The organism is Marinilactibacillus sp. Marseille-P9653 (assembly GCF_916618885.1).
Taxonomy (GTDB): domain Bacteria; phylum Bacillota; class Bacilli; order Lactobacillales; family Carnobacteriaceae_A; genus Marinilactibacillus.
Genome location: NZ_CAKAKH010000001.1, coordinates 84,300 through 111,257, shown reverse-complemented (window position 1 = coordinate 111,257; position 26,958 = coordinate 84,300). Strand labels below are relative to the sequence as shown.

Sequence of the window (26,958 nt, the reverse complement as noted above, 5' to 3'; positions counted from 1 at the left end):
AGGTGTAAGAAAATGGGTCTAATTTTGAACAAAGAACTGATTTATGAGGTACTCTCGGTAGTCGATGAGATCCCTGAGGGAAAAGTTGCAACGTATGGTCAGATTGCCAGATTGATTGGTAGAGAAAAGAACGCTCGTCTTGTAGGTAGAGTGTTGAGTATGTCAGAGTTTTACGGTAGCTATCCGTGTCACAGAGTGGTCAATCATGCTGGTAGGTTGGCACCGGGATGGAAGGAACAAAGAGAACTACTGGAAGCCGAAGATGTACCGATGAAGAATGAGATACAGGTCGAGTTAAAATCCTGTCACTGGGAAGAATAAGTTGAACGAATAGAAACGAAAAGGGTTATGGCTTCAATCGCCATAACCCTTTTGATTTAATATTCTAGTGCTTTTAATTCTTCTAAAGTAACGTCTTGTTCTGTGTAATTGTCGACCATGAAACCACTTAAGTTTGAGAATTCTTTGTAAAATAAATCGTAAGCTGTTTTATCAGAATTGAAGTTATCTTCGTTTAACTCTAGGATCAATTCTTTTGTTTTTGCTTGTGTATCACTGTCTAGTTCCCAGCTATCAGGTCTTAGACGGCCCACTTCATCGTATTCAGGTTTGTTGCCGTAAATCATTTCACGGTAAATACGGTCTTGGTGCATAATTGGCGTTTCGTGGGTGCCTTTTTCTTCCATGATTTTATACAGACCAATGCAGTACACAGGGAAGAATGGAATTACAGAACTCGCTTTAGTGGTTACAGCCGTTGCGACAACAATCAGCGCTTTACCATTGATATCTGTTAATAATTCATTGATATTTTCTGCTTTTTCATCACAATCTGCTTTGGCACGGCCAAGTGTACCGCCACCGTAGTAAGGGTGATTTAATTCTGTTCCTAGATAAGAATAATTAGCCGTTAGAACACCGTCAGATAGAACGCCAGCTTCTTTTAAAGCTTTCATCCATAATTCCCAGTCTTCTCCGCCCATAACTTTAACAGTATCGGCAATTTCCTGGTCAGTTGCAGGATCCAGTGTTTCAGTGTAGAAAGTTTGTTCTTGCATGTTGATGTTTGGTCCAACGACTGGTTCACCAAGGGCCTTGATAGAAGACATATACGTTTCTCCTGTATCAGGATCGTTTCTACGACCACTTGCTAGACTATATACGACTAAGTCGACTTTGCCGCCGAATTCATTTTTAATATAATCAATGACTTCTTGTTTACTTTCATGGCTAAAGGCATCTTGTACGAAGTTTTTCGCCACAAGGCCTTCTTTTTCAGCAGCTTCTTTGAAAGCAATGTTATTATACCAGCCAGCTGTTCCTAATGAACGCGCACTTTTAGGTCCTTTTTCAAAAGAAACCCCAATTGTATCTGCGCCTGTACCGAATGCCAGACTGATCCTCGTTGCTAAGCCATAGCTTGATGATGCGCCAATGATCAATACTTTTTTAGGACCTTCAAATGATCCTTTATTTTTAACGTAATTGATTTGATTTTGTACTTCTTGTTTAAGTCCAACCGGATTGATACCCAAGGCAACGTTTCCTCGAATATTTTGTTTGAATTCCAACATGATTCATTTCCTCCATTAACTTGTTATAGTCATATCATATCAGAAAAAAGGATTACTGATATGACTTACTTGCGAAAAAACGCTTAACTTTTAGTATTTTATAAAATGATCTTTTGAAACTTGTCAGCAGAATGATTTAAGGATATGCTAAGCTTAAATTGCGATAGATAAATATAAGGAGTTGTTTCTTATTTGGAAAAAATTTCATCTGCTTTAAAAGGACTATTTTTAATTTTCGTTGCTTTTATTCTTACGATAATTGGTTACCTATTATTTGGTTATATTCAACGTATCGTACTGGTGCCCGATGACTTTTTACTGTGGACAGTTAATTTTTCTGTGAATACAGTGGTTGTGATTGTTGAATTAGCCTTGATTATCGGTTTATATTACTTATTCCACAAACCTTTCAGAGATCATATCAAGTCGGTTCTTTTGAAAATCACCTTTGTCGAAAAATTTAGAAAACCCATAATAAGGTCTATTATCGCCATAATTCTCTTTTGTTTTTATAGCATGATCACAGCGGTCACTGTGATAACCCCTGACAAAATCATTGATCACTCTTTTTTACATCCACTAGGACGCGAATTTACATACAAAGATGTCGTGAAGATCGATGCAAAAGTGAAAGGCGAAAGATTCTTAATACCCTTTTCGTATTCAGAAGGAGAATTTTTTTACGTAAATTTCAAGTTTAAGTTAGTCACCTAGTTAAAAAAGATATTTGACCTTAATTGTTAGTAGGTTGTTGAAGGATATAGTCGTCATTTCTTTAGCACTAACGTGCTTAGACCACTTGGGACAACAAGCGTAGAGCATTGGCAAAACAGTCATGAGGGGTTTTATAGCCAAGTATTTTCCGAGGATAGTCATTCATCCATTGTTGTATTCTCAAGCACTGAGTTTCACTAAAATGACTGATAGCTTTACCTTTTGGAATAAATCGGCGGATAAATTTATGCTGGTTCTCGCTTGTGCCTCTTTCCCACGAAGCATACGGATGACTAAAATACACTTCAAGTGTCTCTTTCAGCGCTTCGTGAAGCCCTGCAAACTCAGATCCATTATCCGAGGTGATGGTCTTAAATACTTTAGAAAAGGTATCGCCGGCTTTAAGCCGTAATTGTTGGATTGCCTGATCAACGGATTCTTTATCTTTACCTCTGAGCTTAAGGATGATTTCAAAGCGTGTTTGACGTTCAACTAACGTCAATAAAACCGAATCGGTTTTCACTTTATTTCCGACAACTGTATCGATTTCCCAGTGTCCAAAAGTCTGTCTATTATCAATTTCTGGAGGTCTTTGTTCAATAGATTGGCCTAAAATCCGTTTGTTTGTTCGTCCTCTATAAGAAGTGTCTTTTGGTTTTCGTGATAGTTTTTCAAGTAGATCCATATTCTTGGTTCTCATGATACCTTTGTCAATCCATCCATAAAGAGTCGTTGTACAAGGAATAATAGAAGAGTCAAACAAGTCATGTGTTTTAGCAAAACCAATGACCACGTCCGGAGACCACTTTTCTAGTATCAATTTATCATCTGCCCACTCAATAAATGCATCCGTGTCAGCCCATTTTGGCCGACGGCCACAGTTCAATCGAAGCCTATCGTAAGCTGCTTGTCCGGTATCGGGATCGTAGATAGTCGTATAGTAATCATAAACTTTGCCGTTTTGCTTTTGGCGTTTAAGTTGAGTGATAGTTCCACGATGGATTTCACTATTGATGGTTTGCGGGACACGTCCCAGTGCATTCGCAATTTGACGATTGGAGTAGTTCTCAGTTTTTAAAATAGCAATTTGAGACCGTTCTGAATAAGATAAGTGTTTTCCCTTACGTGCTGATGTGTTATCGTTAGAGTGCGTCATGTGAATTCATCCTGTCTATTGAGAGTTAGCGGTAACTTCAATATAACATGAAATTCACATGGCGTTTTTTGTAGGTTAGCCTAAGTGGCTAACTTCATTATAAAATCCAGCGAGAATTTTTTTATGTAATAGAGTTGAATGATGGGAAAAAAATTAATTTGAATAGTGTTGGAGGAACGGGATATTATGAGCACGAAGTTTTCGTAATCGAAAAGATTGACCAGGAGCTTGTACAAATAGGCATTCCTAAAAATTCCAGTATGGATCACTTCGAGTTAACGACTGAGAACTTAGGTAAGGTTTATACTGATGGAATACGGAGGATACTCGAGCACACGGAAGTAACAAATTGAAAGTAGTTTGGGCGTGTTCGTTGAAGTCTACCATTGGAAAAAGCTATACTTTAAAAGTAAGCAATGAGATAAAGGAGCGATAGATATGAATGTTCAACCAATAGAAGCCTTATCCGATAATTATATCTGGGTTATGGATGAAAGTAATCGAGCAGTGGTAGTCGATCCAGGTGAATCTGCGAAAGTTTTAGGCTATTTGAAAGAGAACCAGTTCAATTTAGAAGCCATTCTTTTAACACATGAGCACGATGATCATATTGGCGGGGTCAAAGAAGTCTTAGCGGATTATCCGGATACACCTGTTTATGGTCCAAAAGAAACAGAACAGTTGAACACACAGACTGTTAAAGATGGCGATACCTTTGAAGTATTGGATCAAACGGTTCAAGTATTTAAAACGGCAGGACATTCTAAGGAGCATATTAGCTTTCTGATAGGAACGGCGCTATTTTGTGGAGATGCTCTATTCTCTGGTGGGTGTGGACGTGTCTTTACTGGAGATTATCAAGCCCAGTATGATGCTTTGCAAGTGTTTAATCAGTTAGATGACGGTGTGTCTGTCTACGCTGGTCATGAATACACTCAAACCAATTTGCGATTCGCACAATCCATTGAATCTTCAAATGAATCGATCTCTGAAGAACTAGAGCAAGTAAATGCGTTGAGAGAACAAAATGATCCCACATTACCGTCGACGATTGGAAAAGAAAAACGAATCAACCTATTCTTGAAGGCAGATTCAGTCGAAGCCTTCACGGATCTAAGAAATGCACGTGACAGTTTTAGCTAGAGTAACTGAACGAACGTTACGAGAAGTTAGCATGTTGGAAAGTAGGTAGACTATGCAGAATGATACTGTGGTTCAATTATGGAGTAGGTTTAAAAAAGAGTATCCCGATGCTCCTGTGCACTATGAAGCTTGGGCGTTTGGAGATTCCAAAGAAATGGCGGATGAACTTGCAACGCTGGTTCTCGAGGGAACTAAGACAGCAACGGCATCCAATTATACAATGTACGAAGAGCATGAACCTTTGCCTTACGTAGGTTTATACAATGTCTTGCTAGATGGAAGTGATCAGGCTGTAGCTGTTCTGGAAACAACTTTTGTAGAAGTGATGCCTTTTGATGAAGTGTCAGAGGAACATGCTTTTCTGGAAGGTGAAGGAGACCGAACGCTGACGTACTGGCGTAGAGTCCACCAGGAGTTTTTTGAGAAAGAACTGAGAGAAATAAAACAGGATTTTCACGATAAGATTCCTGTTGTCTGTGAAAAGTTTGAGGTAATTTTCAAATAATCATAAAAAAGGACTAGCGATTTTTCGCTAGTCCTTCTTCTTTTCATCTAAATAGTTCTAAGAACCGTTGTCATGAACGTTGAAGTTCTTTTACAGACTTGACGGTTTGTTTCCTATAGATCATTATTTTTTACCGAGATTCCCTAAACCACCAAGGTCAATATTACCAAAGGATTGTTTTGCCGTATCCATTAATTCATCACGTTCGTTTTTATCGATTTTTCCATCTGAATGAGCTTCTTTAACTTCTTTAACCAATTGTCCGGCTTTATCTTTGTCTACATTTTTGATTTTTTGCTTTAATTCATCAAATTTCTGACTCATCTAATCCATCCTTTTTTGGGCTATTTAGTACAAGTTCACCTTAAGAGAAATCGTTAAAATATTCAAATAATAAGATTGTAAAGTAGGAGTCTAAACGATTCTTTTAAAAGATAAAGTAGCAAGTCTATTTAAATAGGTTCAGAAATTTTTGCCATAAACTTTCATGTTTTTCTGAATGATCAGTTGTTGTAGTATCGACTTCTTTTTCTGGTGCACGATATTGAATTACGAATTGAACATGTTCAGTTTGTTCATTTCGTTCATCCATATAAGACTGGATCTTGTAGTCTGAATTAGAAAATTCTTCAATCACTTCATCAATCTTTTCTTTTGTTTTATCCGGTAGACCGGTTGTTTCTTCTCGGAGCTCTGTCGTTCCGTCCGCTAGTTCACTGGCTCCCTCAGAAAGATCTGAAGAACCGGTTTTTGCAGAGCGTACACCATTAAATAAGTCATCTGCGCCGACATATAAAGCATGCGTACCATCTTTTAATTGAGCCGTTCCAGAATGAAGCTCGCCGATGCCGTCTTTGAAAGCTAGAGAACCTTTGTGTGCAGTGTTTATTCCCTGATTGAGTGTTGAAGCACCTTCTTGTATTTGAGTGGTTCCGCTAGAAAGATCTCTGATACCAGATTGAAGAGATTTTCCACCACTGACTAATGTACTTGAGCCATCATCAAGCTGTTCAGCGGCTATGGTGGCTTTATTGATTCCATCAGACAATTGGTGGACACCAGCTGTATAGTCAGTTACGCCTTGATCTAGTGTACGGTACTGATCGGTCAACTGGCTGATTGCACTTTGAAGCGGTGCGATTTCTTCAGGTATGGAAGACAGACCGTCGACAAGATTCGTTATAGCTTGATCAAATTCTTTGTAGCTCGACACAAGTTGGGTACTACCCGATCTTAATGCACCATCCTCTTTTACTTGGCTGTGAATACCATTAATCAATTGATCGCTACCAGAGATATATTGTGCATTAGCAGAAGTCAGTTCCTCAGTCTGTTCGATCGCTGTTTGTAACTGGACGAGTACACTTTCTTCGATTACACCTTCTTCAACTAGTGGTTGTAATACAGTGAGTTGTTGCTTCAATTGAGATAAACTGTCTGCTGCATTCTGATTTAGTCCAGCTAATTCTGAAGGGTTAACGCCACCATCAGCTAGGTTACCTTTATATTGAGAGATACTGCTGTCCATACCAGCTACACCATCACGAAGTGTCGTTAAACCGGTTTGAATCGAACGAGAGGCTTCTTTTAATTGCGAAACGTTATCCAAAGAAAGTTCGACTTCATTCACTTTACGTTGCATGGTTTCCAGCGCTTCAAGTACAGCAGCAGAGCCACTAGTTAAACTGTCTGACTTGCTATCAAGTTGGCTCAAACCTGTTTCAATCTCTTCAAGCCCTTCTGACAAACTGGAAACACCTTGATTCAAGTCTGTTAAACCAGTGAAAAAAGGTATTGAATCTTCCGATAAGGCTTGACCGCCAGCTTTTAGTTGTCCAGTAGCTTGATAGAGCTGAGTGCTACCTTGTGTTAAAGTGGACAACCCTTCTTCTAGCGTTTTTGACTTCGTAAAAGCTTGACTGGTTCCTTCAACCAATTGCTGACTGCTGCGGTCTAACTGAGAAGTTCCGTCAGTCAGTTGGTTACTTCCGTCAAGTAGGTCTTGCATACCATTTGTCAGGTCTAGACTACCATCGTAAAGTGTTTGAGATCCTTCATCTAAAGTTTGAATACCGGTCTCTAACTCTTTAAGCGGATCAGTGAATTCAGAAAGATCAAAGAGGTCATCTCCAATCGTTAAACTCAAAGGCGCACCATTAATGGACCAGTTTAGTTCCTCAAAATCAGTGGTTCTCACAGTGAAAGAAAGGTCTTCTTCCTGACCAGGCAAAACAGTCCACTGAACTTGCCGATTGTTACCAGCGGTACTTGTAATCCCATTTGGACTATTCAAATCAAAATGAGTATCTAGATCCATAGACGTACTGACTTGCAAAGCGTAGTGATCTACAAAATCCATTAACTGTTCATCTGTCGTGTCTGTTGGGTTGATTGCGATCTTCACTGTGAATGTACCTTCTGATCCTGTGATTGTTTGAGGATCCACTTCTTTTCCATCCATCAAATAAGTGAACTGGAAAGTCCAGGGAAGACGCTTGTCTGTGACTTTTCCTTGTGTGAATACACGTGCTTCGTCTGTTTTGATCGATGTTTGATCATTTTGAGAAGATAGCTCAGAGCGAGATGTGTTGAGCAGATGCAACGATTCGTATTGACCATAGTCTGTTAGATCTTCTGTTGATGATTCGGTTAGCTCAAATAGATTCGTTACATACATACTTTCTAGATTTCCTGACAAATCGATCGTTGAGTAAACAAGTTCTTCTTTGGAATAGGATGGTTCTTCTTGAGCCATAACCGGAAAAGACAAGGAGCTTGCGATGATTCCAGCGGTGCTTAGACTGATGAATGCTTTTTTCATGAGTTTGATCCTTTCTGATGTTTGAATGTCATGTTCAATGAGCCTTTTGCAATCCAGCGATCTGTTAAATAAAGTAGAATCGGTAATCCGAAAAAGACGACGAACATGGAAAGTAGGGTACCTTGAGCTAATAAATAACCGATTTGAGCAGGTACTTGGTTCGTTGAAAAGGTTCCAAATAAAAATCCTGCGGCGGTCATAATAACACCAGAGACGATAATACTTTCTCCAGATTTTTCGATTGCTGCAAGTAAGGCATCTTTTTTAGTTTGAAGATGTCGTTCCTCGATATAACGGTCGGTCAGCAAGACGGCATAGTCAACCGTTGCCCCTAGTTGAACAGAACTTAAGATGAGGAACGCGATATAAAATAGTGCACTTCCTCTAAAGTAGGGAAGTCCTAAATTGATCCAGATGGCAGATTGAATACTGATCACTAAAATCACTGGCAAAATAAGGGATTTGAAGGCAATCGCAATGACGATCAGAATGCCTAAAATAGAAGCGATATTCACAATGCGTTGATCAGAGCTTATGACATCCTTCAAGTCATACGTTGACACACTGTCGCCCGCTAACAGATAATCGTCTCCAAATAAGGAGACTGCTTTTTCGCGAATCTCTTCGATCATGTCAAAGGTCTCGCTACTTTCAGCCGGTAGCGCTGTTTTGAAAGCTACTCGGTTATAGTCATTTGAATGAAGCATTTCTCTGGAAGCCTCTGGAACGTATTGAATCGGGATGGCCCAGCCGACTTCATTTGAATAAGCTTGGACTTCTGTAATGGCTCCTAAGTCATCTAAATACTCGACCATTTCTTTTTCGAGTGCTTCATCTTCTGTTGGAATCATTAGTGCCATAAGGTTTTCATGACCAAAAGACTGTTCAATCGCTTGTTGTTCTTGCATGACCGTATTGTCTTCAGGCAGCCATCTTGAATTACCGTAGTAAAAATCGTTGTGCTTTTGAGCAAGGAAAAAGATGCCTGCAAAAATGATCAGTAACGGTACAGTGAAGTAGCGTACCTTGTAAACCAATTTAGCTAGAGGTCTTAACGACGGGATAAATGATCGATGGATCGTTTTCTCTAATAGGTTCGCACAAACGAGTGTCATAGCTGGGAGGAAGATAAAGACAGAAAGTAAACTGAAAATAACCCCTTTCGCTAAAACAATCCCCATATCCGCACCAATACCGAATTTCATTAAAATCAGCGCCGCAAATCCAATCACCGTAGTTAAACCACTAGACAGTACAGAGCCCAAAGAATTGTGCAGCGCCTTGACCATCGCTTCTTCTTGAATGAGGCCTTCTTTTCGATACTCCTCATACCGGTGGAGCAAGAAGATGGAGTAGTCGATTGAGACACCGAGCTGTAAAATAGGAAAAGCATTCTTTGTCACAAAAGAGATTTCGCCTAGAAAAATATTTGTTCCACTATTGATTAAAATAGCGAGACCGATCGTACCCAGGATTAATACGGGTTCAATCCAAGAAGAGGTTGAAACTAGTAGAACAAGAAAAGCAATGACAACAGCGAGACTAATCGTAGTAAACAAATCGCTACTTGTATGCTGATCCAATTCATAATCCTGAACGACGGGTCCTTCCATGTTTCCTTCTTCTCCGATAACGGTTCTGATTTCTTGAATCACCGCATCTCTTTGTTCGTCTTCCTCAATATCTGCTGAAACGATAAATAAATCTTTTCCATCCTTAAGGTAGTGCTGAACCGTTTCCTGATCCATCATTTCTAAGGGTTCTTCTATGTTTTCTTCATCATTGAGCCACTCTACTGAAGTGACCTGCTCAATTTGAGTGAGCTGTTCTTTCAATTCGAGTGCTGTCGTTGTTCCTTTGTCTTCTACAGCAATACGAATGGTAGAAGGTTGAGGAGGAAACTCATCTTCCATTAAATGAATCGCTTGTGTCGAAGGGGAGGAACTAGGCAGATAATCGACCATATCATTATTGATTCCAACAAATCTTGCTAGAAAAACGGAAAGGATTCCTAGAAAAATAAACACAAAAATAATGGATTTCCTAAATTTCACAATAGCTCTAAATAATCTTTCCTTCATCATACCGACTTCTTTCTTAAATTTTTGACAAATGTTCAAATTTAAACTAGTGTTAATTATAAGGACTAAGTTAGAAAGTACAACATACAGTCATTCTGCATATGTTGAAATTCATACAAAAAGAGCAAAAGTGTTGAAAGAGGGAGAATCATGAAAGAAAATCGGAGCGTACAGAAGACAAAACGCAATTTAAAAGACACATTGATCGAGCTTTTAAAAGAAAAATCTATTCATCAAGTCAAAGTTAAAGAACTAACGGAAAAGGCAGATATCAATCGTGGAACCTTCTATTTCCACTATTCAGATATCTATGAGCTGCTGGATGAGCTAGAAGATGATGTGTTCACTGAATTAGAAAGTCTATTTGATCAATATGATGGGGTTTTACCAGAAGATACAGTCAACCCCCCTTTACTAGAAGTCTTATTTTCAAGTTTGTTTGAAAAGAGAGATATTATCTATATCTTACTGGGCCCAAACGGTAGTCGTTCATTTTCTTCTCGGATTGATGGTTGGGTCGATTATCATTCACGCAACATTTTACAAAGTGCCTTTCCACAAGTAGAACCGGACTATCATCGATTGGTCTCAGCTTTTCTGATTCGAGGTGTAATCGGAACCTTTAAAACATGGTATGAAACAGGTCAAAAACAAACGCATCAAGAATTAACCGATATTATTAGAAATATCATCTGGAATACACCTGTCAAAAGAACCTAGAAGCAGTCAACTTAAGGTCAAGATATAGCGAAAAAGTGTTATAAAGGCAACTTTTAGCGTTTTTTACTATAATGAATATGGGTCATTACAAAAAGGAATCGATAAGGAGCGTATAGGGAAATCTGATAGAAGAGGAGAAGTGTCTTATGAACGAGATAGAACATGCGTATATTCAAACAAATGGTATTCAACTCCATGTTGCTCAGCAAGGACCGGATGATGATGAACTGGTCTTGTTGCTCCATGGATTCCCGGAATTCTGGTACGGATGGCGTAAACAGATGGCAGAACTGGCAGAACAAGGCTACCGAGTATGGACACCTGATCAACGTGGTTATAATTTAAGCGACAAACCAGAAAACGTAAAAGACTACGACATGAAAGAATTAGTGGAAGATATTGCAGGGTTGATTCGACAATCGGGTAGAGATCAAGTGATCCTTGCCGGACATGATTGGGGTGGAATCGTCTCTTGGAAAGTAGCAGAAATGTATCCAGAACTCATTAAGAAGATGATGATTTTGAATGCACCGCATTTAGCGGCCATGAGCAAACATGTCCTGAAACATCCATCACAACTACTGAAAAGTTCTTATATTTTGTTTTTCCAGCTAAGAGGCATTCCTGAGAAATTGGTCAGTCGTGCGAACTGGGGAGTAGCTACAAGTGCTTTAATTGGAAGTAGTATGAAAGGTACATTCAGCTCGAGAGACCTACAGGAGTATCGGTTAGCCTGGTCTCAACCGAATGCTATGACCACCATGATCAACTGGTATCGGGCCAATGGGAAAAATATGATGAATGCAAGTACGACTTCCAACATCACCGTGCCAACCTTTATCATTTGGGGTGTGAATGATCAATTTTTAGGCAAAGAGCTTGCAGAGATGAGTCTAGATTATTGTGAGGATGGCAAAGGCATCTTCGTTGGAGATACAACACACTGGCTGCATCACGAGAAGGCAAGACAAATCAGTCAACTGATGATTGATTATATCAAAGAAGATTAAAAGAAGGAGGGGTTGTTTTGAAAAGAATTTATTCGAGAAGGTTGTTGTTAGGAGCCATTCTCTTTATAGCAGCCTCTACAGTTTATTTAACCGCAGAAGCCATTTCTGCTCATGCTTGGATAGATCCTGAGTATGGGTATACCTTTCATTATATTAGTGACTTAGGTGTTGCCAAACGCATGACAATTGATGGACGAGCGGTCTTTTCACCACTTGCGAGTGTGATGAATGGTGGGTTTATCTCTTATGGGATCTTGTCAATGAGTGCGTACCTACTGACTATCCGTTTAGTGCAGAAGAAAGCACGCGTACTCGTTTCTGTTGCTGCAGTTGTTCAAGGTGTCGGGAATATTTTAGTTGGACTGTTTCCGGGAGAATCCTATAGTTATGCGAATATGCACGTTATCGGAGCAGCTATGGCGATTATTGCTGGAAACCTCACCTTAATTTTAATAGGAATCTACCTAAACAAACAGTATAGGGTTCCAAAAAGAATCGGTATAGGATTGGGTGTTTTTGGACTACTTGCATTAAGTATCATGCTGACATACGATTTTGGTTATCCAGCTGTATTTGAGCGCTTGTCTGTCTATACGATGACTGTCTGGAATTTGATTGTTGGCGTCTGGATTGTCAGGAGACTTAGAAAAGGACCCTTACGCATATTAGGAAAATAAAGAATCCGTTGTATGTACTAGAAAAAGCCAATCTCATTATGGTGAGATTGGCTTTTTCTGGTTATATCGTCATAGGCGTACCAGATCCGATTGTAAGGTCTGAAAAACGGGATCAAGGTTGTGATAGTGTGCTATACTTTTCAACAAAGTCTTCAATGGGTAATTTCAAGTCTTCATAACGTTCTTCTAGTTCTGCTCTTGACCAGTTCCACCATTTGATTTGCAAAAGCTTTTCTTGGATGTCTTTAGAGAATCGCTCTTTTAGTGGTTTAGCAGGAATCCCCCCTACGATTGTATAAGGCGCTACATCTTTAGTAATGACGGCTCCGGCTCCGATCACCGCACCGTCTCCAACGGTCACGCCGGATTGAATGGTCACACCATGACCGATCCAGACATCATTTCCGATTGTTGTGATTTTCTGTTTTCTTTTTTCAAGAAATTGGGTATCTTTATTCGGGAAGCCGTACCCATCTCCGTTATAGGCAAATAAATGCTGAGAGGGTCTCTCGTATGGGTGGTTTGTGGGCCCAATTCTGACCATATCTGCTATACTGGCAAAACGACCAATCACTGAATTTTGGACATAGCAGTAACTACCAGTGTAACTATAACCGCCGATTTTTGAATTATCGACGCTATTGGATGATCCTAACTCAACGTATTCTCCAAAGGTTGTATCTTTGATTTGACTATTGTCTCCAATAACGGGACGATCCGGATAAAGCTTAACCGTTTCAATGTGCACTGTAAAACACCCTCTCCAAACTTTTATTTTAGTTTAACCAATGATAGAATAAAATGCAAAGTGTAAATGAGCAGATTCAAGAAGTATTATAGGAGGCGATAAAGTGTACGACATCAAAGCCATAGATTCCTTTTCCAGTAAACAGTTGGCTAAATTAAAGCATGCAAAAGCTAAAGTGGTGGAAACGGAGCGACCACATGGCATTATGGTCAGAAGTTCTGTTGTTCCAGATCATTTGTTGACAGAAGATCTTCTCGTGATTTCAAGATCTGGTGTTGGGGTCAATACGATCAATGTCGATACCTCTACTGAAAAGGGAATTGCCGTTTTAAATACACCTGGCGTCAATGCAAATGCTGTAAAAGAAGCTGTTCTCAGCAGTTTATTTACCGCTGTTCGTCCAATCGGTCCAGCATCCGAAATGGTTCAGACATTGAAAGGACCGGATTTACTGAAACAAGCAGAAGACAAACGAGAAGACTTTGTAGGTAGAGAACTACAAGGTAAAGTCATCGGTGTTGTAGGGCTTGGATCAATTGGTTCTCAGGTTGCGAGAAGTTGTTACGATTTAGGAATGGAAGTGCTCGGATACGCCAGATCTGACAAAGACTTAGACTATGTAGAACAGTTGGATCTTGAAGAACTGCTGCGTCAATCCGATTTTGTTGTGTTGACCTTACCATTGACGGACGAAACAAAAGGCATTTTGTCAAAAGAGCAATTGCAGTTGATGAAACAAGGGGCTTATTTATTGAATTTTGGAAGAGGGCCACTTGTAAACAATGGAGATTTGATAGAAGTACTAAATACCGACCAAATTGCTGGATATATAACGGATTTTCCAGAGGAAGTTTTATTGGGGCACGAAAAGATAACCCTACTCCCACATATCGGCGGGAATACTCAAGAAGCCTTGGAAGGCGGAGAGCGCTTAGCTAGAAAGTCACTCAGTGATTTTCTTTTATATGGAACAGTCAGAGATTCAGTCAATTTCCCTGGGGCGAGACAATTATTTCATTCTCCCTACCGTGTAACGGTATTTTACGAAGAAACGATGGATACTTTGCCGGAAATCATTCAGATGTTCAATCATTTCGATTTGCGCATGGGGGACATGACGAGTAATCGAAAAAACGGTTACGTTTATGTACTGATTGATCTGGAGGAAGGGCTTGATAAAATCGAAGGGGCTGTAAAAGAAATTCAACAGATTTCAACCGTCAAGCGCGTTCGAATACTAAAAAGACCACACTATAAACGGTCAAGAGGACGTCGAAATAAGAAAGCTAAAGTTGTCCCTAAATTAAATGAACAATAAAAAACACCATCCAATGTTGATTGGATGGTGTTTTTGTAGGATCAAATAGATCGATTTATTTCACTTCGCCTAAAGGCATAAGGTTTTTCTTGTATAATTCATTGATGACTTGAGCTAAACCAGCATAAATTGCTGAGAAACCACAGATGATGCCTTCATAACCAGCAATTGTGATAATCAATTCTGAACCAGTGAAATCTCCAATAGCTAATAAAAAGAATAAAAGCGCTAATGTACCGAAAACAACTTGTAAGGCACGACTGATTCTAAGTGTTCCAATAAACATGACTAAAGTAAATAGTCCCCACATGAACAGGTAAGCGGCCATAGCTTCTGAAGAAGTTGGTTCCCCTAATCCCATCATTGGTAATAAGTTCAATGCAGCAAATGATAGCCAGAAAAATCCATATGATGTAAAAGCAGTTGTACCAAAAGTGTTATTCTTTTTAAATTCCATGATACCAGCAACGACTTGTGCCAATCCTCCATAGAAAATACCCATCGCAATAATCATTGGGTTGATTGGAAAGAATCCAGCATTGTGGATGTTCAGTAATACCGTTGTCATTCCAAATCCAAGCAATCCAAGTGGTGCAGGATTAGCAGTTATTTCACTAAAAGACATGTGTTTGCCTTCTAAATTACCATTACTCATTTTTTGTTCTCCTTTTAGGTCTTGTCGTGGTTAGTCACGCGTTTTCAATTATACAGTAGCGCCAAGCCAAGTCAAATAAAATATAAGGAGAAAAAAAGACAATTTTTGCTAAAGGAGCAAGCTTTCAAAGAGGTCTTTTCAAAACAAAGGGGTATCTCATTCAGGAAGCGTTTCATATGCTAATTTAGTGATAATTTCTTTGTGTTCAGGATACTCTTTTAGCAATTCGGATTGAGTAAATAATTTAAAGTCTGAGAAATCAAAACCAGGAACGACGGTGCAGCTGACTAGAGCGTATCCATCTTCAACAGTGGATCCAAAAATGGTTCCAGCTGGGACGGTATACTGGGGAAATTCCCCTTGGGAAAAGTTTAGTCCAAGCTTATTTTGGCTATAGGATCCATCTGGATTCAGAGAATGGACAGTCAAAGGAGATCCAGCATGGAAAAACCACAGCTCATCTGAAGTCAGTTGATGGAAATGAGAAGCACTTTCTTTTGTGAGTAAAAAGAAAATATTCGTATATAAGGGTAAATCTTTTTTACTATTAGGGTATTGTTGAGCGCTGATATCTGTTTGAACAAAGTAGCCTCCTTCAGGGTGAGCTGCTAGATTCAATTCTTGTATCCATTCTTTAGCAGTCTTCAATTATACCAGTCCTTTCAGTCTTTATTGTGAACAAGTTTACCATATCTATACACAAAATCTAGATGGGGAATAGACTGTTTTAATGTCTGTGAAAGGTTTTCGTGATAAACTGTAGAAAAGTTAAAGATAATGAGGCCGAATTATGAATCCATTCTTCAAATTGATTTTAAAGCTGATGTCTTCTCCGAAAATTGATATCCAAGAAGATTATCAGTCAATCAGAAAATTTCAGCAGATCTTTTACGCTAAGCCTAAAAGATCTTATCGAATATTAAATGAACAGATTTATTCTGAAGACCGTTCGCATAAAATCGACGTCCGAATTTTTATGCCTAAAAAGAAAAAACACGAAGAACCAATTTTATACATCCACGGCGGCGGTTGGGTTATTGGAGATATCGATTCCTATACAAGAGCCTGCATGAACCTTGCGGATGCGCTAGGAAGGGTAGTGTACTCAGTAGACTATAGATTAGCACCTGAATATCCTTATCCAGCTGGTCTTGAGGATTGTTTTCGCGCGGCTGAAATTTTACTTGAACAGTTAGAATTCACTGGTCCAGAAGATACTTCTAAATGGATCATTATGGGGGATTCTGCGGGAGGAAACTTGGCGGCTGTCGTCAGTATCTTATTAAGAGAAAATGGGCTGACACAACCTTATAAACAGATTTTACTCTATCCAGTCACTTATTGGGACCATTCTGAATCGTCTCCGTTTGACTCAATCCGACGCAACGGACACGATTATGGATTAACGATTGAGAAAATTCAGAGTTATATGAAGTTATACGTTCCTGACGAAGCAGAGCGCAAAAACTACAAAGTTGCGCCTTTAATGGCTGAAGATTTATCGAACCAGCCAGAGACATTAGTGATTACAGCAGAGTATGATCCGCTTTGTGATGAAGGCGAAGCTTATGCGAGTGCTTTATTTAAAAGTGGCAACAAAGTCCGGCTGCATCGAGTAGAAAACGCCGTTCATGGATTTATTACATACCCAAAATTTGCAACACCGTTAGATGAGTCTTACCGTATTATGAATGATTTTCTGACTAGAAATTAAAATGAGACGTCGCACTAGAGAGGGGATACGGCTTGGAGAGAAGGAATTGGGTCAGACTGGATAACGCGTCCAATATTTTTCTGGCAGCAAAAAATGATGTGGATACAAAAGTGTTTCGACTGAGTGCTGAATTAGAAGGGGCAATCAATCCAAGAATTTTGCAGCGTGCGCTAGATGCTGTTTACAAGCAGTACGCATTATACCGTAGTGTGCTTAGAAGAGGATTATTCTGGTATTACTTGGAAGAAAGTAACTTGAGACCGGTCGCCAGACCAGAAACCAAACCACCCTGTGCCCCGATTTATCATTTCGACCGAAAAGAATTGTTGTTCCGAGTACTTTACCATAATAATCGTATCCATCTGGAAGTGTTTCATGCATTGTCTGATGGAACAGGGGCGCAGTGGTTCTTTGAAGATTTGGTCTCCAAGTATGTTGCCTTGATGTATCTAGAGGTTCATGATGAAGAAAATCAAAAAGAACAAGCTCGAGTAGCTGACCAAAGAGAAGACAGTTTTGCTAAATATTTTAGAAAAAGTCGTCAGAAGAACTTTAGAAAAGCGGCTTTATCTGCTCTGGAAAAGATTTATCTGGAAAGAGAGTCAGATATGCCTGCAAATAAGCGTTCTATGCCCTCAGCGATGATGGATGCGCCTGATTTAGTGAATCAAGAAGACGATCAAAAAGCGATTTACAGAATTAAAGGGCAAAAGACACCTGATAATCGAACAAGAGTCATTGAATTAGATCTCCCTTTAAATCAGACACTGAAACTGGCTAAGTCATTTAATGTATCGCTGACCGTCTATCTGACCGCACTCTATCTTTTAGCCGTCGAGCAAACAAAAGATAGAGAGGCTAAACCTTCAGCGATAGCGGTCTCGGTACCTGTTAATCTAAGACAATATTTTCCATCCACTTCGGCTAGAAATTTTTTTACTACGGTAAAATTGAAAACGGTAATTGAAAATAGAGAACGACCAGACTTTCAAAAGCTCTGTACAACCCTTTCCGAGCAGCTCAAAGCACAAACAGGGCCAGAGTATCTAGAAGAGAGACTAAATCGGTTTATTTCATTTGAGTTGAACTCGTTTGTTCGGATACAGCCACGACCACTCAAAGATTTTATATTGAAAGTGATTAACAAATTCCATAACCGGAAAGTGACGGTTGCTATGTCCAACTTGGGTAGAATAGAGTTTCCAGAGCAAGTCAGACCTTATGTGCGGTCTGTTTATTTCCATACGTCTGCGATTCGACCGCAATTTTGTATGATCAGTCATGAAAATAGTCTGACGGTTAGTTTCACAACGCCTTTTGTGGATACAATCATTCAAAAACGCTTCGTGGAATTGCTGAGTCAAGAACAGATTCCCGTGACGGTCACAGCTAATAAAGTCACCAAAGAAGAACTGGAGGAGAAAGCAGATGAATCCATGTCCTCACTGTAAGACGATTGTAAAAGGTGAATGGTCAGAATGCCCGCTTTGTGGGAAGCAGATCGTGAAGCTTGAACAAGCAGAAGTGGCGTCTGATCCATTCCCAGCTATTCCTTTACGGTTTAATAGAGCACGTATAACAAAGTTGTTGACGCTAATATCAGTGGTGGCTATTGTGATCTACTTTTTGGTTCAATGGCTCTGGTCTTTTGAGTTTTTTGGATTGGATTACGTTGTCTTTGGAATTATGAGTATGTGGATGGTCGTTTTAATTATTATCCGCAAACGCCGAAATATCACGAAGGGGATATTGTATCTGATTCTGCTTTTATCTGGCATTAGTTTATATTTTGACTTTATCAATGACTGGTCTGGCTGGTCCATTACGTACTCTATTCCCATCATCTGCATATTTGCGCTGGTTGCCATGTTTCTCGCAATCCAAATGGTACGTCTGGATACGGAAGAGTACGTTTTGTATCTTCAAGCAGCTGCTTTACTGGGCTTTATTCCACTGATCTTCCTTTTGCTAGGCTGGACGACTCAGCCCTTACCGAGCTTGATCTCATTTATGATCAGCACCATGATGTTCTGGTCTGTGATTATTTTACAAGGAAAAGAAATTAGAAGAACCTTGAGAAAAATCGTAGATGTATAAGAAGAGTTGAATAGAGAAAAAACGCGCTGAGGTGCTGACCCCCAAAAGTTAGAGTTTTAATATTATGCAGCCGACTGGCTGGCTTGAGTTCGGTATTCTACTGGACTTAAGCCAGCCAGTTTTTTCTTTCTACGAGTGGTATTGTACCACTCAATATATTCTTCAATCTGTTCTCTTAGTTCTTCATAGCTTACTTTAGGTTCTCCGTGATACATTTCTTGCTTCATAATCCCAAAAAAGTTTTCTATAACGGCATTATCAGAACAGGTTGCTTTACGAGACATGCTCTGGAAGATTTTATTCTGTTTTAATAAATTTACCCATTTTTTATGTTGATAGTGCCACCCTTGATCGGAATGAATCGTAGTGCGAACAGTAGCTTTTTGCTTTATCGTTTTAATAGCTTCTTTTAAAGGTTCCATTGCTAAATCTAAAACAGGACGCTTATTAATACTGTAAGAAATAATTTCACCATTATACAAATCTACTATGGGATTAAAATAAAGTTTTTGATCTCCACTACATTTAAATTCAGTGATATCAGTCACTAGTTTCTGTAAAGGAATTGACGTATTAAACCGGCGGTTTAACTTGTTCTTGGCAACTTTTCCTACAGTTCCTTTGTAAGAGTTATATTTTCGAGTCTTACGTGTGAATTTAATACATTTCAACCCTAACTCCTTCATTAAGCGATAGACCTTTTTATGGTTGATTACTATTCCAGCGTCATTCAATTCGTCCGTGATTCGCTTATATCCGTAACGCTCTTTGGATTGATAGAATATATCAGTAATCTGTTCTTTTAAAGACAAATCGTAATCTTCTGCGCCTGTTCGTTTTATATGATAATGGTACGTAGCCTCAGGAATGCCCACAACTTTGAAAATATCTTTCAATCTATATCCTTCTTTTCCATAAGTTTTATAAAGGTTGGTCCATCTTCTAATAGGAGAAGAATCTGGTATACCGTACTTTTTAGCTAGTGATTTATATCCCAATTTGCCATTTTCGTATTCTTTTACAAGTTTTAATTTGAATTCTTGACTATATTTCGCCATGTAAAAAGCCCCCAAAAGTTAGAATGTTACTCTAACTTTTGGGGGTCGGTACAAAACGGGGCTTTTTTGATTCTCTTCCCAGGTTATGTTAACATAATTAGTGGAGTCTATTGGAGATCAAAAAGAGTATGTCGTTCAATTTCTGATTTTAGGAAAACAAATTGAGTAGAAATACATATCATCTCTTTTAAAAAAAAATCTTCAACGGACTAATTTTGGAGGAGGAAAAGAATGTTTTATCAAAAATCTATAGGAACACTGTCAATTGTATCAGGGGCTTTGCTACTCGCAGGATGTAGTACCGGAGAAGGAGCAGAGGATACAGGAGAAACCCATTTAGGAGAAGCGCTCGATTACACAATCACCGGGACAGAACCGGGAGCAGGCTTAACTCAAATGGCTAAAGATACTATAGAGACATACGATAACTTGAATGGTTGGGATTTACAGGAAAGTTCTGCTGCTGGAATGCTGACAGAATTGGATCAAGCGATCCGAAATGAAGAGCCAATCATCATTACAGCTTGGGCACCACACTGGAAATTTGAAGAGTATGATATTAAATTTTTAGAGGATCCAGAACTGACTTTTGGAGAAACAGAGAGCATCCACACAGTGACCAGACTCGGATTCGAAGAGGATATGCCAGAAGCTTATAAAATCATAGAGCAATTCAACTGGGAAGTTGAAGATATGCAAGATGTTATGCTTGAGGCAAGAGACACGCCCTTTGAAGAAGTTGCTGCGCAATGGGTAGAAGACAATCAAGACAAAGTTGAAGAATGGGTATCTGGAGCAGAAAAAGGTAATGGAGAAACCGTTGAACTTCTTTCGACGCCTTGGGATACGGAACGTGCTTCAGCAAACGTCATGAAAGTGGTACTAGATCAGCACGGATTTAATACAACAATTTCTAGTGTTGACCCGGCCATTATGTTTAGTGCCATTGCAGCAGGTGAAGGAGATGTCAGTTTAGCACCTTGGCTACCAGGTTCTCATGGCGCGTTTATGGAAGAGTATGGAGAAGACATCAATGATTTAGGGGCAAACTTAGAAGGAGCCCGCAGCGGCTTGGCTGTCCCAGCGTATATGGATATTGATTCTATCGAAGACATCCCGAATAGAAACTAAATAGATTTAACGTTTTAAGAAATAGACAGATCACTCATAGTTGAACGAGTGATCTGTCTATTTTAGTTATTTGTCATAAATTGTTCTCAAAGCGTTTTGTTCGAAGTCGAGATAACTGTGCTATAGTAAAATAAAAACAGAGTATAGAGGTACAAACTATGCATGGACAACTATTAGCTTACATATCCGTTACCGCAACATCGGGTGTTCTAAATTTATACTTATTTCTATATATTTTTCGTAAGAGACATCTGTACAAAAGCATATCTTCTTATTTTCTACCGTATATAGGCACAATTACCATCTACTGCTTAGGGTCTGCCTTCGGAATGCTTTCTTCAAATCTTGTTGAAATGAAATTTTGGACAACTGTTCTGTACTGTGCGTTGCCTTATGCTTCTCCATTAGGTTTGCTGTTTATTTTGAAGTATCTAGGATTCAATCTTAAAAAGAAACAAATTGCTGGATTATTAATTATTCCGGTGATCACAACCACTTTGGTAGCTACCAACGATTTTCATCATCTGTACTATAGAGTGTACGAAATCCATCCAACATTAGGCGCGCCTTTTTTCTATCAAGAGATTGGGTTCTGGTATCTACTTCAGGGGATTCTAACATTTGGTTGTATGCTAGCCGGTTTCTTGTTGTTGGCATCTAGATATAGAGAGATGTCTAAACAGTACCGTCCACAAATTCTGGCACTTCTTTTTGGGCAATTCCTACCTATGACGACAGCTTTTGTTTATCTGGTTGGTTTAACACCTGAGGGGATTGATCCTGTACCTATGGTGATGTGGATTTCGACCTTACTTTATTTTTGGGCCATCAATTCATCTAGATTATTCAGCTTGATGCCCGTTGCAAAAGATGTGATATTTAATAGTATTAACGATGCTGTTATGGTACTAGATGAATCTTTAAGGCTAGTTGAAATGAATCAGGCTTGTAGAAGGCATTTTACGCAAGTCAATCGGTCGTTGATTGGTTTAGATATTCAAGATATATGGGAAACCTTATTTGAGACACCGTTCAATATGAAAATTGGTATGGCAGAAATTAAAACGCAGTTAAACGATGAAAAAATTTATCAAGTACGCTTGTCTTTACTAGATCCTGCCCATAATGTAGATGGGTTTTTAATTATCTTTACGGATATCACAAAAGTCAAAAAACTTCAGAAGGTGCTGACCCCCAAAAGTTAGAGTTTTAATATTATGCAGCCGACTGGCTGGCTTGAGTTCGGTATTCTACTGGATTTAAGCCAGCCAGTTTTTTCTTTCTACGAGTGGTATTGTACCACTCAATATATTCTTCAATCTGTTCTCTTAGTTCTTCATAGCTTACTTTAGGTTCTCCGTGATACATTTCTTGCTTCATAATCCCAAAAAAGTTTTCTATAACGGCATTATCAGAACAGGTTGCTTTACGAGACATGCTCTGGAAGATTTTATTCTGTTTTAATAAATTTACCCATTTTTTATGTTGATAGTGCCACCCTTGATCGGAATGAATCGTAGTGCGAACAGTAGCTTTTTGCTTTATCGTTTTAATAGCTTCTTTTAAAGGTTCCATTGCTAAATCTAAAACAGGACGCTTATTAATACTGTAAGAAATAATTTCACCATTATACAAATCTACTATGGGATTAAAATAAAGTTTTTGATCTCCAGTACATTTAAATTCAGTGATATCAGTCACTAGTTTCTGTAAAGGAATTGACGTATTAAACCGGCGGTTTAAATTGTTCTTGGCAACTTTTCCTACAGTTCCTTTGTAAGAGTTATTTTTTCGAGTCTTACGTGTGAATTTAATACATTTCAACCCTAACTCCTTCATTAAGCGATAGACCTTTTTATGGTTGATTACTATTCCAGCGTCATTCAATTCGTCCGTGATTCGCTTATATCCGTAACGCTCTTTGGATTGATAGAATATATCAGTAATCTGTTCTTTTAAAGACAAATCGTAATCTTCTGCGCCTGTTCGTTTTATATGATAATGGTACGTAGCCTCAGGAATGCCCACAACTTTAAAAATATCTTTCAATCTATATCCTTCTTTTTTGAGCTCAAATGCCAACCTTGTTTGTGCTCTGCGAGGAAGGCATTTGGATTCTCCTCGTAAGCTTTTACCTTTTTTAAATAAGCGTTCTCTAACCTAAGAAGTTCATTCTCACGCTCTAGCTCTTGTTCTCTAGACATACTCTGACTCTTATTCACTTTTGTTTTTTTAGGTAATTTAGACATAGAAGGTCGTCCCTTTTTTTTAGGTTTCAGGCCTTCTATCCCTTCTTTGTTAAAAGCTTGATTCCAATTCGCAATAACAGAAAGTTCTCTGATTCCGAAGGAATTAGCCGTTTCTTGGTAGGAAGAACCTGTTCGTTTCATAAATTGTAATACATCTAATTTGAAATGAACAGGATAGACTTCTTTCGATTTCTTTGGGCTTAATCCTTCTTTTCCATAAGTTTTATAAAGGTTGGTCCATCTTCTAATAGGAGAAGAATCTGGTATACCGTACTTTTTAGCTAGTGATTTATATCCCAATTTGCCATTTTCGTATTCTTTTACAAGTTTTAATTTGAATTCTTGACTATATTTCGCCATGTAAAAAGCCCCCAAAAGTTAGAATGTTACTCTAACTTTTGGGGGTCGGTACAGAACCTTCTGGAACAACAGGCTTATTATTATGATTTGACTCAAATTTATAATCGGAGAGCTTTTTACAGCAGTGCGAACTGGACTATGAACAGTCAGTTTTAGAGCAAACCCCTTTTTCTGTCATGATTATGGACGTGGATTATTTCAAAAAAGTGAATGATGTATATGGTCACCACATGGGAGACCGCTTATTGGAACATATTGTTAAAATTTGCCAGAATAATTTAGTGAATGAAGAACTTTTCGCTCGGTATGGCGGAGAAGAATTTGTTTTTGCAATTAAAAATTGTCATCAATCCCAAGCGGAAATGCTAGCAAATCGTATTCGAGTAGAGGTTGAAAGTACGCCGTTGATTACGTCAGAAGGTGAAATTAGTATAACGCTTAGTTTAGGCGTGGCAGAGTCCATCAGAGATGTAGGAGAAACGGTATCAAATCTTTTAAATAAAGCGGATACGGCTTTGTATCAAGCGAAAGAAACAGGAAGAAACAAGGTGAATGTCTATATGGAAGAAATAATCGATTCAAGTTCGTCCCACTTGGAGAATCCAACTAATCCTATTATGATGGAGAGGTAACAACTCGTATAGGACAGGTGGCATATAGTATGAATTGGTTTTTTTATATCTCAGGAATTATTGTAATTGGAATAACGATTATAGATTTAATCTGGACGACGCTTTGGGTTGATGGTGGGGTAGGTCCGCTTTCCAAGAGATTAGCAGAAATGATTTGGAAAGTGTTCAACCGACTGGGAAATATAAAAAATAAGTTTTGTGATTTCGTCGGTCCGATAACATTAGTGAGCACGTTATTTTTATGGTCCTTTATGATTTGGGCGGGGTTTTCATTATTCTTTTCAGGAGATCCTACTTCTATAAGCAATACGTCCAGCCCAGATAGTCCAATCGTCTGGTATGAACGCATTTATTTCACTGGATTTACCTTGTTCACGCTCGGTCTTGGAGATAACGCACCAAAAGCAGGATTTTGGCAGATCTTGACAACTTTAAATTCAGGTGTAGGGATTCTATTTTTGACTTTATGTGCTTCGTATATTATCTCTGTTGTAGACGCCGTTGTTCAAAAACGCTCGCTGGCAATGAGCATAACAAGTCTTGGAAATAAAAGCACAGAAGTGATTGACAATATTTGGAATGGTGAGGATTTCCATAATATTGATTTGGTACTAGTAGATGTTTCTTCTAAAATCAGTCAGTTAACGCAACAGCATCATGCCTATCCTTTACTCCATTTCTACCATAGTAGTAATCCAAAGGAGTCTGCTTCTGTAGCGATTGCCATACTGGACGAAACGCTTACGGTTTTGAAAAATGGGTTAGCAGAAGAAAATAAAACGAATTTCTTACTGATTAAAAGTACAAAATCTAGTATAAAGACTTATTTGGAAAGCCTGACTGAGGCGGTTGTCACTCCTTCTGAGACTACACCGCCGATTCCTGATATAGACCCTTTAATCGAAAAGAACGTACCGCTGATATCTGCTCAAGATTTTGAAGAGTTATTTGCAAATCAAGAAGAGCGTAGGAAAAAACTGATGGGAGCCATACAAATCGATCATCACCAATGGCCGGATCAATAAAATAGATTAAAAACGATACTTACGCAGAGGAATAGCTTCTGGCAAGTATCGTTTTTTATTTACAAGGTGTGATCTAATGTTACGTAATGTTTAAGGAAGTGAGAAACTCTACTACGATAAGTCTCCTTGTCGGTTACATAGGCATAGGCATGTTCTGCTCCAGGCACGATGTAAAGTTCTTTAGGAGAAGCATTTGCTTCATAGAGCTCATACACCATCCAAGTTGGGACAAAGTGGTCAGCGTCTCCATGAATGAATAACGTTGGTGTTTGATTTTTTTTAACTTGTTCAAGCGAGCTAGCTTCTTCAAACCAATAACCAGCACGAATTTTTGTGATTAGGCTGGTCATTTGAACTAGTGGAAACTTCGGTAGTTTGTACATATCTTTTAACTGATGGGTAACTTCCTCTTCTACGGAACTGAATCCACAATCTTCAACGATGGCTTTAACTTGTTTCGGTAGCTGTTCACCACTGACATTCAATACAGTGGCGCCACCCATGCTAATGCCATAAAGAACGATTTCGGACTGTTCCCCGTGACGTTGGATCATTTGATCAATCCATCTTAAATAATCATTTCTTTCATGCCAGCCGAATCCAATATAATTTCCTTCGCTAGAACCATGACCTCTTGCATCAGAAACCAAGATATTAAACCCTAAGTCATAAAACAATTTGGCGAAAGGTGCCATATCTTTTAAGCTACCACTATAACCATGGGCAATCAAAGCGACTTTATCTGACGGCTTTGCTGCTGGAATATAAACACCTGAAATTTTTAGTCCATCTTCAGAAACAATATGCGTTATTTCGTGGTCTACATCGTTATACCATTGTTTCTCAGCCGCCCATGGATCATCTGGGTGGATGGTAGCGTGATCGAATTCCTCAATAAAAGGTTTCTTCGTATTGGCTACAGCGGTCTTGTAAAAGTAATTACCGGTCAAGGTCAAAGCACCTACGGCAGCACCTAGTCCACCTAATACTGTAGCGATTGTTTTCTTTTTCATACATTCGGCTCCCTCAATACGTTCTCATGTAAACTATCGTAACATATTTTCATGATCATTTTATGAAGGAAGTCCTTTACTTTAAGAGCGATTTTTTAAATCCTACTCTTTTAAAGTTGTATCATGAGACATTAGTTCTCCAATTCGAATTTTTTTCATTTTATTTTCTCTTTTTATGAGATACTATGGAGTATAGAAATGATCCACTACTTGCAATAAGGTTGAAAAGGAGTGAAGTGAAATGCCCGAAATAACTATTGAAGAATTGAAAAAACACTTGGATGAAGTCAACTTGATCGATGTAAGAGAAATAGAAGAGTTTGATCAAGGGCACATTGAGCAAGCGAGAAATATACCGCTATCTACGTTAGAATATCAACTGGATGCATTTGATCCAGCCAAGACTTATCATGTGATTTGTCGCTCTGGTAAAAGATCAGCTAGAGCAGGGGACATTCTTGAACAGCGAGGTATAAAAACGGTCAACGTAACAGGTGGCATGCTAGCTTGGGAAGAAACAGTAGAATAACTGAAAAGGCTCGACGATAGATGTCGAG

The 26,958-nt window shown here is 38.9% G+C and carries 28 protein-coding genes and 1 pseudogene; 17 read left to right on the top strand and 12 right to left on the bottom strand.

Annotation, left to right across the window (positions count from 1 at the left end; genetic code table 11):
* Window positions 1-12: 12 nt before the first annotated feature.
* Window positions 13-321, top strand: a complete 309-nt coding sequence (locus LG377_RS00650) for an MGMT family protein (RefSeq protein WP_225742809.1) — start codon at window positions 13-15, stop codon at window positions 319-321.
* A gap of 56 nt (window positions 322-377) precedes the next feature.
* Here the strand turns inward: LG377_RS00650 and fabV are convergent, their stop codons facing one another.
* Entirely contained in the window at window positions 378-1,574 is a 1,197-nt protein-coding gene (gene fabV / locus LG377_RS00645) for an enoyl-ACP reductase FabV (RefSeq protein WP_225742808.1), read from the bottom strand.
* A gap of 192 nt (window positions 1,575-1,766) precedes the next feature.
* On the opposite strand from fabV, the gene LG377_RS00640 reads away from it, so the two are divergent.
* Complete coding sequence (locus LG377_RS00640; RefSeq protein WP_225742807.1) at window positions 1,767-2,288, top strand: hypothetical protein; 522 nt, start codon at window positions 1,767-1,769, stop codon at window positions 2,286-2,288.
* A 76-nt stretch (window positions 2,289-2,364) separates the two neighbouring features.
* Here LG377_RS00640 and LG377_RS00635 read toward each other — a convergent pair whose 3' ends face one another.
* Window positions 2,365-3,444, bottom strand: coding sequence for an IS30 family transposase (locus LG377_RS00635; protein WP_225742806.1), 1,080 nt, complete (start codon window positions 3,442-3,444; stop codon window positions 2,365-2,367).
* Between the two features lie 158 nt (window positions 3,445-3,602).
* Between LG377_RS00635 and LG377_RS00630 the strand changes: the two genes are divergently transcribed.
* The 3 genes from LG377_RS00630 to LG377_RS00620 all read left to right on the top strand — a co-directional run bounded on the left by LG377_RS00630 (window position 3,603) and on the right by LG377_RS00620 (window position 5,092).
* Window positions 3,603-3,797: a hypothetical protein gene (locus LG377_RS00630; protein WP_225742805.1), complete on the top strand. Its 195-nt coding sequence runs from the start codon at window positions 3,603-3,605 to the stop codon at window positions 3,795-3,797.
* 85 nt (window positions 3,798-3,882) lie between these two features.
* Window positions 3,883-4,587 carry a hydroxyacylglutathione hydrolase gene (gloB, locus tag LG377_RS00625; protein ID WP_225742804.1) on the top strand — a complete coding sequence of 235 codons (705 nt, stop codon included), beginning with the start codon at window positions 3,883-3,885 and terminating at the stop codon, window positions 4,585-4,587.
* A 52-nt stretch (window positions 4,588-4,639) separates the two neighbouring features.
* Complete coding sequence (locus tag LG377_RS00620; RefSeq protein ID WP_225742803.1) at window positions 4,640-5,092, top strand: ASCH domain-containing protein; 453 nt, start codon at window positions 4,640-4,642, stop codon at window positions 5,090-5,092.
* Between the two features lie 123 nt (window positions 5,093-5,215).
* Here the strand turns inward: LG377_RS00620 and LG377_RS00615 are convergent, their stop codons facing one another.
* From LG377_RS00615 to LG377_RS00605, 3 genes are all read right to left on the bottom strand, one after another.
* Complete coding sequence (locus LG377_RS00615; protein ID WP_225742802.1) at window positions 5,216-5,416, bottom strand: hypothetical protein; 201 nt, start codon at window positions 5,414-5,416, stop codon at window positions 5,216-5,218.
* A gap of 124 nt (window positions 5,417-5,540) precedes the next feature.
* Entirely contained in the window at window positions 5,541-7,913 is a 2,373-nt protein-coding gene (locus tag LG377_RS00610) for a hypothetical protein (protein ID WP_225742801.1), read from the bottom strand.
* Complete coding sequence (locus LG377_RS00605; RefSeq protein WP_225742800.1) at window positions 7,910-9,994, bottom strand: RND family transporter; 2,085 nt, start codon at window positions 9,992-9,994, stop codon at window positions 7,910-7,912. Before LG377_RS00605 ends, LG377_RS00610 begins: the two co-directional genes overlap by 4 nt.
* A 150-nt stretch (window positions 9,995-10,144) precedes the next feature.
* On the opposite strand from LG377_RS00605, the gene LG377_RS00600 reads away from it, so the two are divergent.
* The 3 genes from LG377_RS00600 to LG377_RS00590 all read left to right on the top strand — a co-directional run bounded on the left by LG377_RS00600 (window position 10,145) and on the right by LG377_RS00590 (window position 12,401).
* Entirely contained in the window at window positions 10,145-10,714 is a 570-nt protein-coding gene (locus LG377_RS00600) for a TetR/AcrR family transcriptional regulator (protein ID WP_225742799.1), read from the top strand.
* A gap of 146 nt (window positions 10,715-10,860) precedes the next feature.
* Window positions 10,861-11,724, top strand: coding sequence for an alpha/beta fold hydrolase (locus tag LG377_RS00595; protein WP_225742798.1), 864 nt, complete (start codon window positions 10,861-10,863; stop codon window positions 11,722-11,724).
* A gap of 17 nt (window positions 11,725-11,741) precedes the next feature.
* Entirely contained in the window at window positions 11,742-12,401 is a 660-nt protein-coding gene (locus tag LG377_RS00590; protein WP_225742797.1) for a DUF998 domain-containing protein, read from the top strand.
* 112 nt (window positions 12,402-12,513) lie between these two features.
* On the opposite strand, the gene LG377_RS00585 is transcribed toward LG377_RS00590, so the two are convergent.
* Complete coding sequence (locus LG377_RS00585) at window positions 12,514-13,149, bottom strand: DapH/DapD/GlmU-related protein (RefSeq protein WP_225742796.1); 636 nt, start codon at window positions 13,147-13,149, stop codon at window positions 12,514-12,516.
* 103 nt (window positions 13,150-13,252) lie between these two features.
* Here LG377_RS00585 and LG377_RS00580 point away from each other — a divergent pair, with 103 nt between their 5' ends.
* Window positions 13,253-14,467: an NAD(P)-dependent oxidoreductase gene (locus tag LG377_RS00580; RefSeq protein WP_225742795.1), complete on the top strand. Its 1,215-nt coding sequence runs from the start codon at window positions 13,253-13,255 to the stop codon at window positions 14,465-14,467.
* Between the two features lie 55 nt (window positions 14,468-14,522).
* Here the strand turns inward: LG377_RS00580 and LG377_RS00575 are convergent, their stop codons facing one another.
* Window positions 14,523-15,122 carry an acetate uptake transporter gene (locus LG377_RS00575; RefSeq protein WP_225742794.1) on the bottom strand — a complete coding sequence of 200 codons (600 nt, stop codon included), beginning with the start codon at window positions 15,120-15,122 and terminating at the stop codon, window positions 14,523-14,525.
* A gap of 156 nt (window positions 15,123-15,278) precedes the next feature.
* Window positions 15,279-15,770: a cupin domain-containing protein gene (locus LG377_RS00570; RefSeq protein WP_225742793.1), complete on the bottom strand. Its 492-nt coding sequence runs from the start codon at window positions 15,768-15,770 to the stop codon at window positions 15,279-15,281.
* A 142-nt stretch (window positions 15,771-15,912) separates the two neighbouring features.
* On the opposite strand from LG377_RS00570, the gene LG377_RS00565 reads away from it, so the two are divergent.
* The 3 genes from LG377_RS00565 to LG377_RS00555 are packed head-to-tail and all read left to right on the top strand — an operon-like array spanning window position 15,913 to window position 18,933.
* Window positions 15,913-16,836, top strand: a complete 924-nt coding sequence (locus LG377_RS00565; protein ID WP_225742792.1) for an alpha/beta hydrolase — start codon at window positions 15,913-15,915, stop codon at window positions 16,834-16,836.
* Between the two features lie 32 nt (window positions 16,837-16,868).
* Window positions 16,869-18,287 carry an alcohol acetyltransferase gene (locus LG377_RS00560; protein ID WP_225742791.1) on the top strand — a complete coding sequence of 473 codons (1,419 nt, stop codon included), beginning with the start codon at window positions 16,869-16,871 and terminating at the stop codon, window positions 18,285-18,287.
* Window positions 18,265-18,933, top strand: coding sequence for a DUF6320 domain-containing protein (locus tag LG377_RS00555; RefSeq protein WP_225742790.1), 669 nt, complete (start codon window positions 18,265-18,267; stop codon window positions 18,931-18,933). Before LG377_RS00560 ends, LG377_RS00555 begins: the two co-directional genes overlap by 23 nt.
* 62 nt (window positions 18,934-18,995) lie before the next feature.
* Here the strand turns inward: LG377_RS00555 and LG377_RS00550 are convergent, their stop codons facing one another.
* Entirely contained in the window at window positions 18,996-19,991 is a 996-nt protein-coding gene (locus LG377_RS00550) for an IS3 family transposase (RefSeq protein ID WP_225742789.1), read from the bottom strand.
* Between the two features lie 231 nt (window positions 19,992-20,222).
* Here LG377_RS00550 and LG377_RS00545 point away from each other — a divergent pair, with 231 nt between their 5' ends.
* Entirely contained in the window at window positions 20,223-21,122 is a 900-nt protein-coding gene (locus LG377_RS00545; protein ID WP_225742788.1) for a glycine betaine ABC transporter substrate-binding protein, read from the top strand.
* Window positions 21,123-21,280: 158 nt separating this feature from the next.
* On the top strand, window positions 21,281-22,327 hold the full coding sequence (locus LG377_RS00540; protein WP_225742787.1) for a histidine kinase N-terminal 7TM domain-containing protein: 1,047 nt from the start codon (window positions 21,281-21,283) through the stop codon (window positions 22,325-22,327).
* Between the two features lie 10 nt (window positions 22,328-22,337).
* Here LG377_RS00540 and LG377_RS00535 read toward each other — a convergent pair whose 3' ends face one another.
* Entirely contained in the window at window positions 22,338-23,204 is an 867-nt protein-coding gene (locus tag LG377_RS00535; protein ID WP_225742786.1) for an IS3 family transposase, read from the bottom strand.
* Window positions 23,168-23,731: a helix-turn-helix domain-containing protein gene (locus LG377_RS00530; RefSeq protein ID WP_225742785.1), complete on the bottom strand. Its 564-nt coding sequence runs from the start codon at window positions 23,729-23,731 to the stop codon at window positions 23,168-23,170. Before LG377_RS00530 ends, LG377_RS00535 begins: the two co-directional genes overlap by 37 nt.
* A gap of 125 nt (window positions 23,732-23,856) precedes the next feature.
* Here LG377_RS00530 and LG377_RS00525 point away from each other — a divergent pair.
* Window positions 23,857-24,363, top strand: a pseudogene (locus LG377_RS00525) (GGDEF domain-containing protein); the annotation flags it as partial.
* A gap of 29 nt (window positions 24,364-24,392) precedes the next feature.
* Complete coding sequence (locus tag LG377_RS00520) at window positions 24,393-25,388, top strand: ion channel (protein ID WP_225742784.1); 996 nt, start codon at window positions 24,393-24,395, stop codon at window positions 25,386-25,388.
* Between the two features lie 59 nt (window positions 25,389-25,447).
* On the opposite strand, the gene LG377_RS00515 is transcribed toward LG377_RS00520, so the two are convergent.
* Window positions 25,448-26,401 (bottom strand): alpha/beta hydrolase, encoded by a 954-nt coding sequence (locus LG377_RS00515; protein WP_225742783.1) that lies wholly within the window; start codon window positions 26,399-26,401, stop codon window positions 25,448-25,450.
* Window positions 26,402-26,642: 241 nt separating this feature from the next.
* Between LG377_RS00515 and LG377_RS00510 the strand changes: the two genes are divergently transcribed.
* Window positions 26,643-26,930, top strand: coding sequence for a rhodanese-like domain-containing protein (locus LG377_RS00510; protein WP_225742782.1), 288 nt, complete (start codon window positions 26,643-26,645; stop codon window positions 26,928-26,930).
* Window positions 26,931-26,958: the final 28 nt, after the last annotated feature.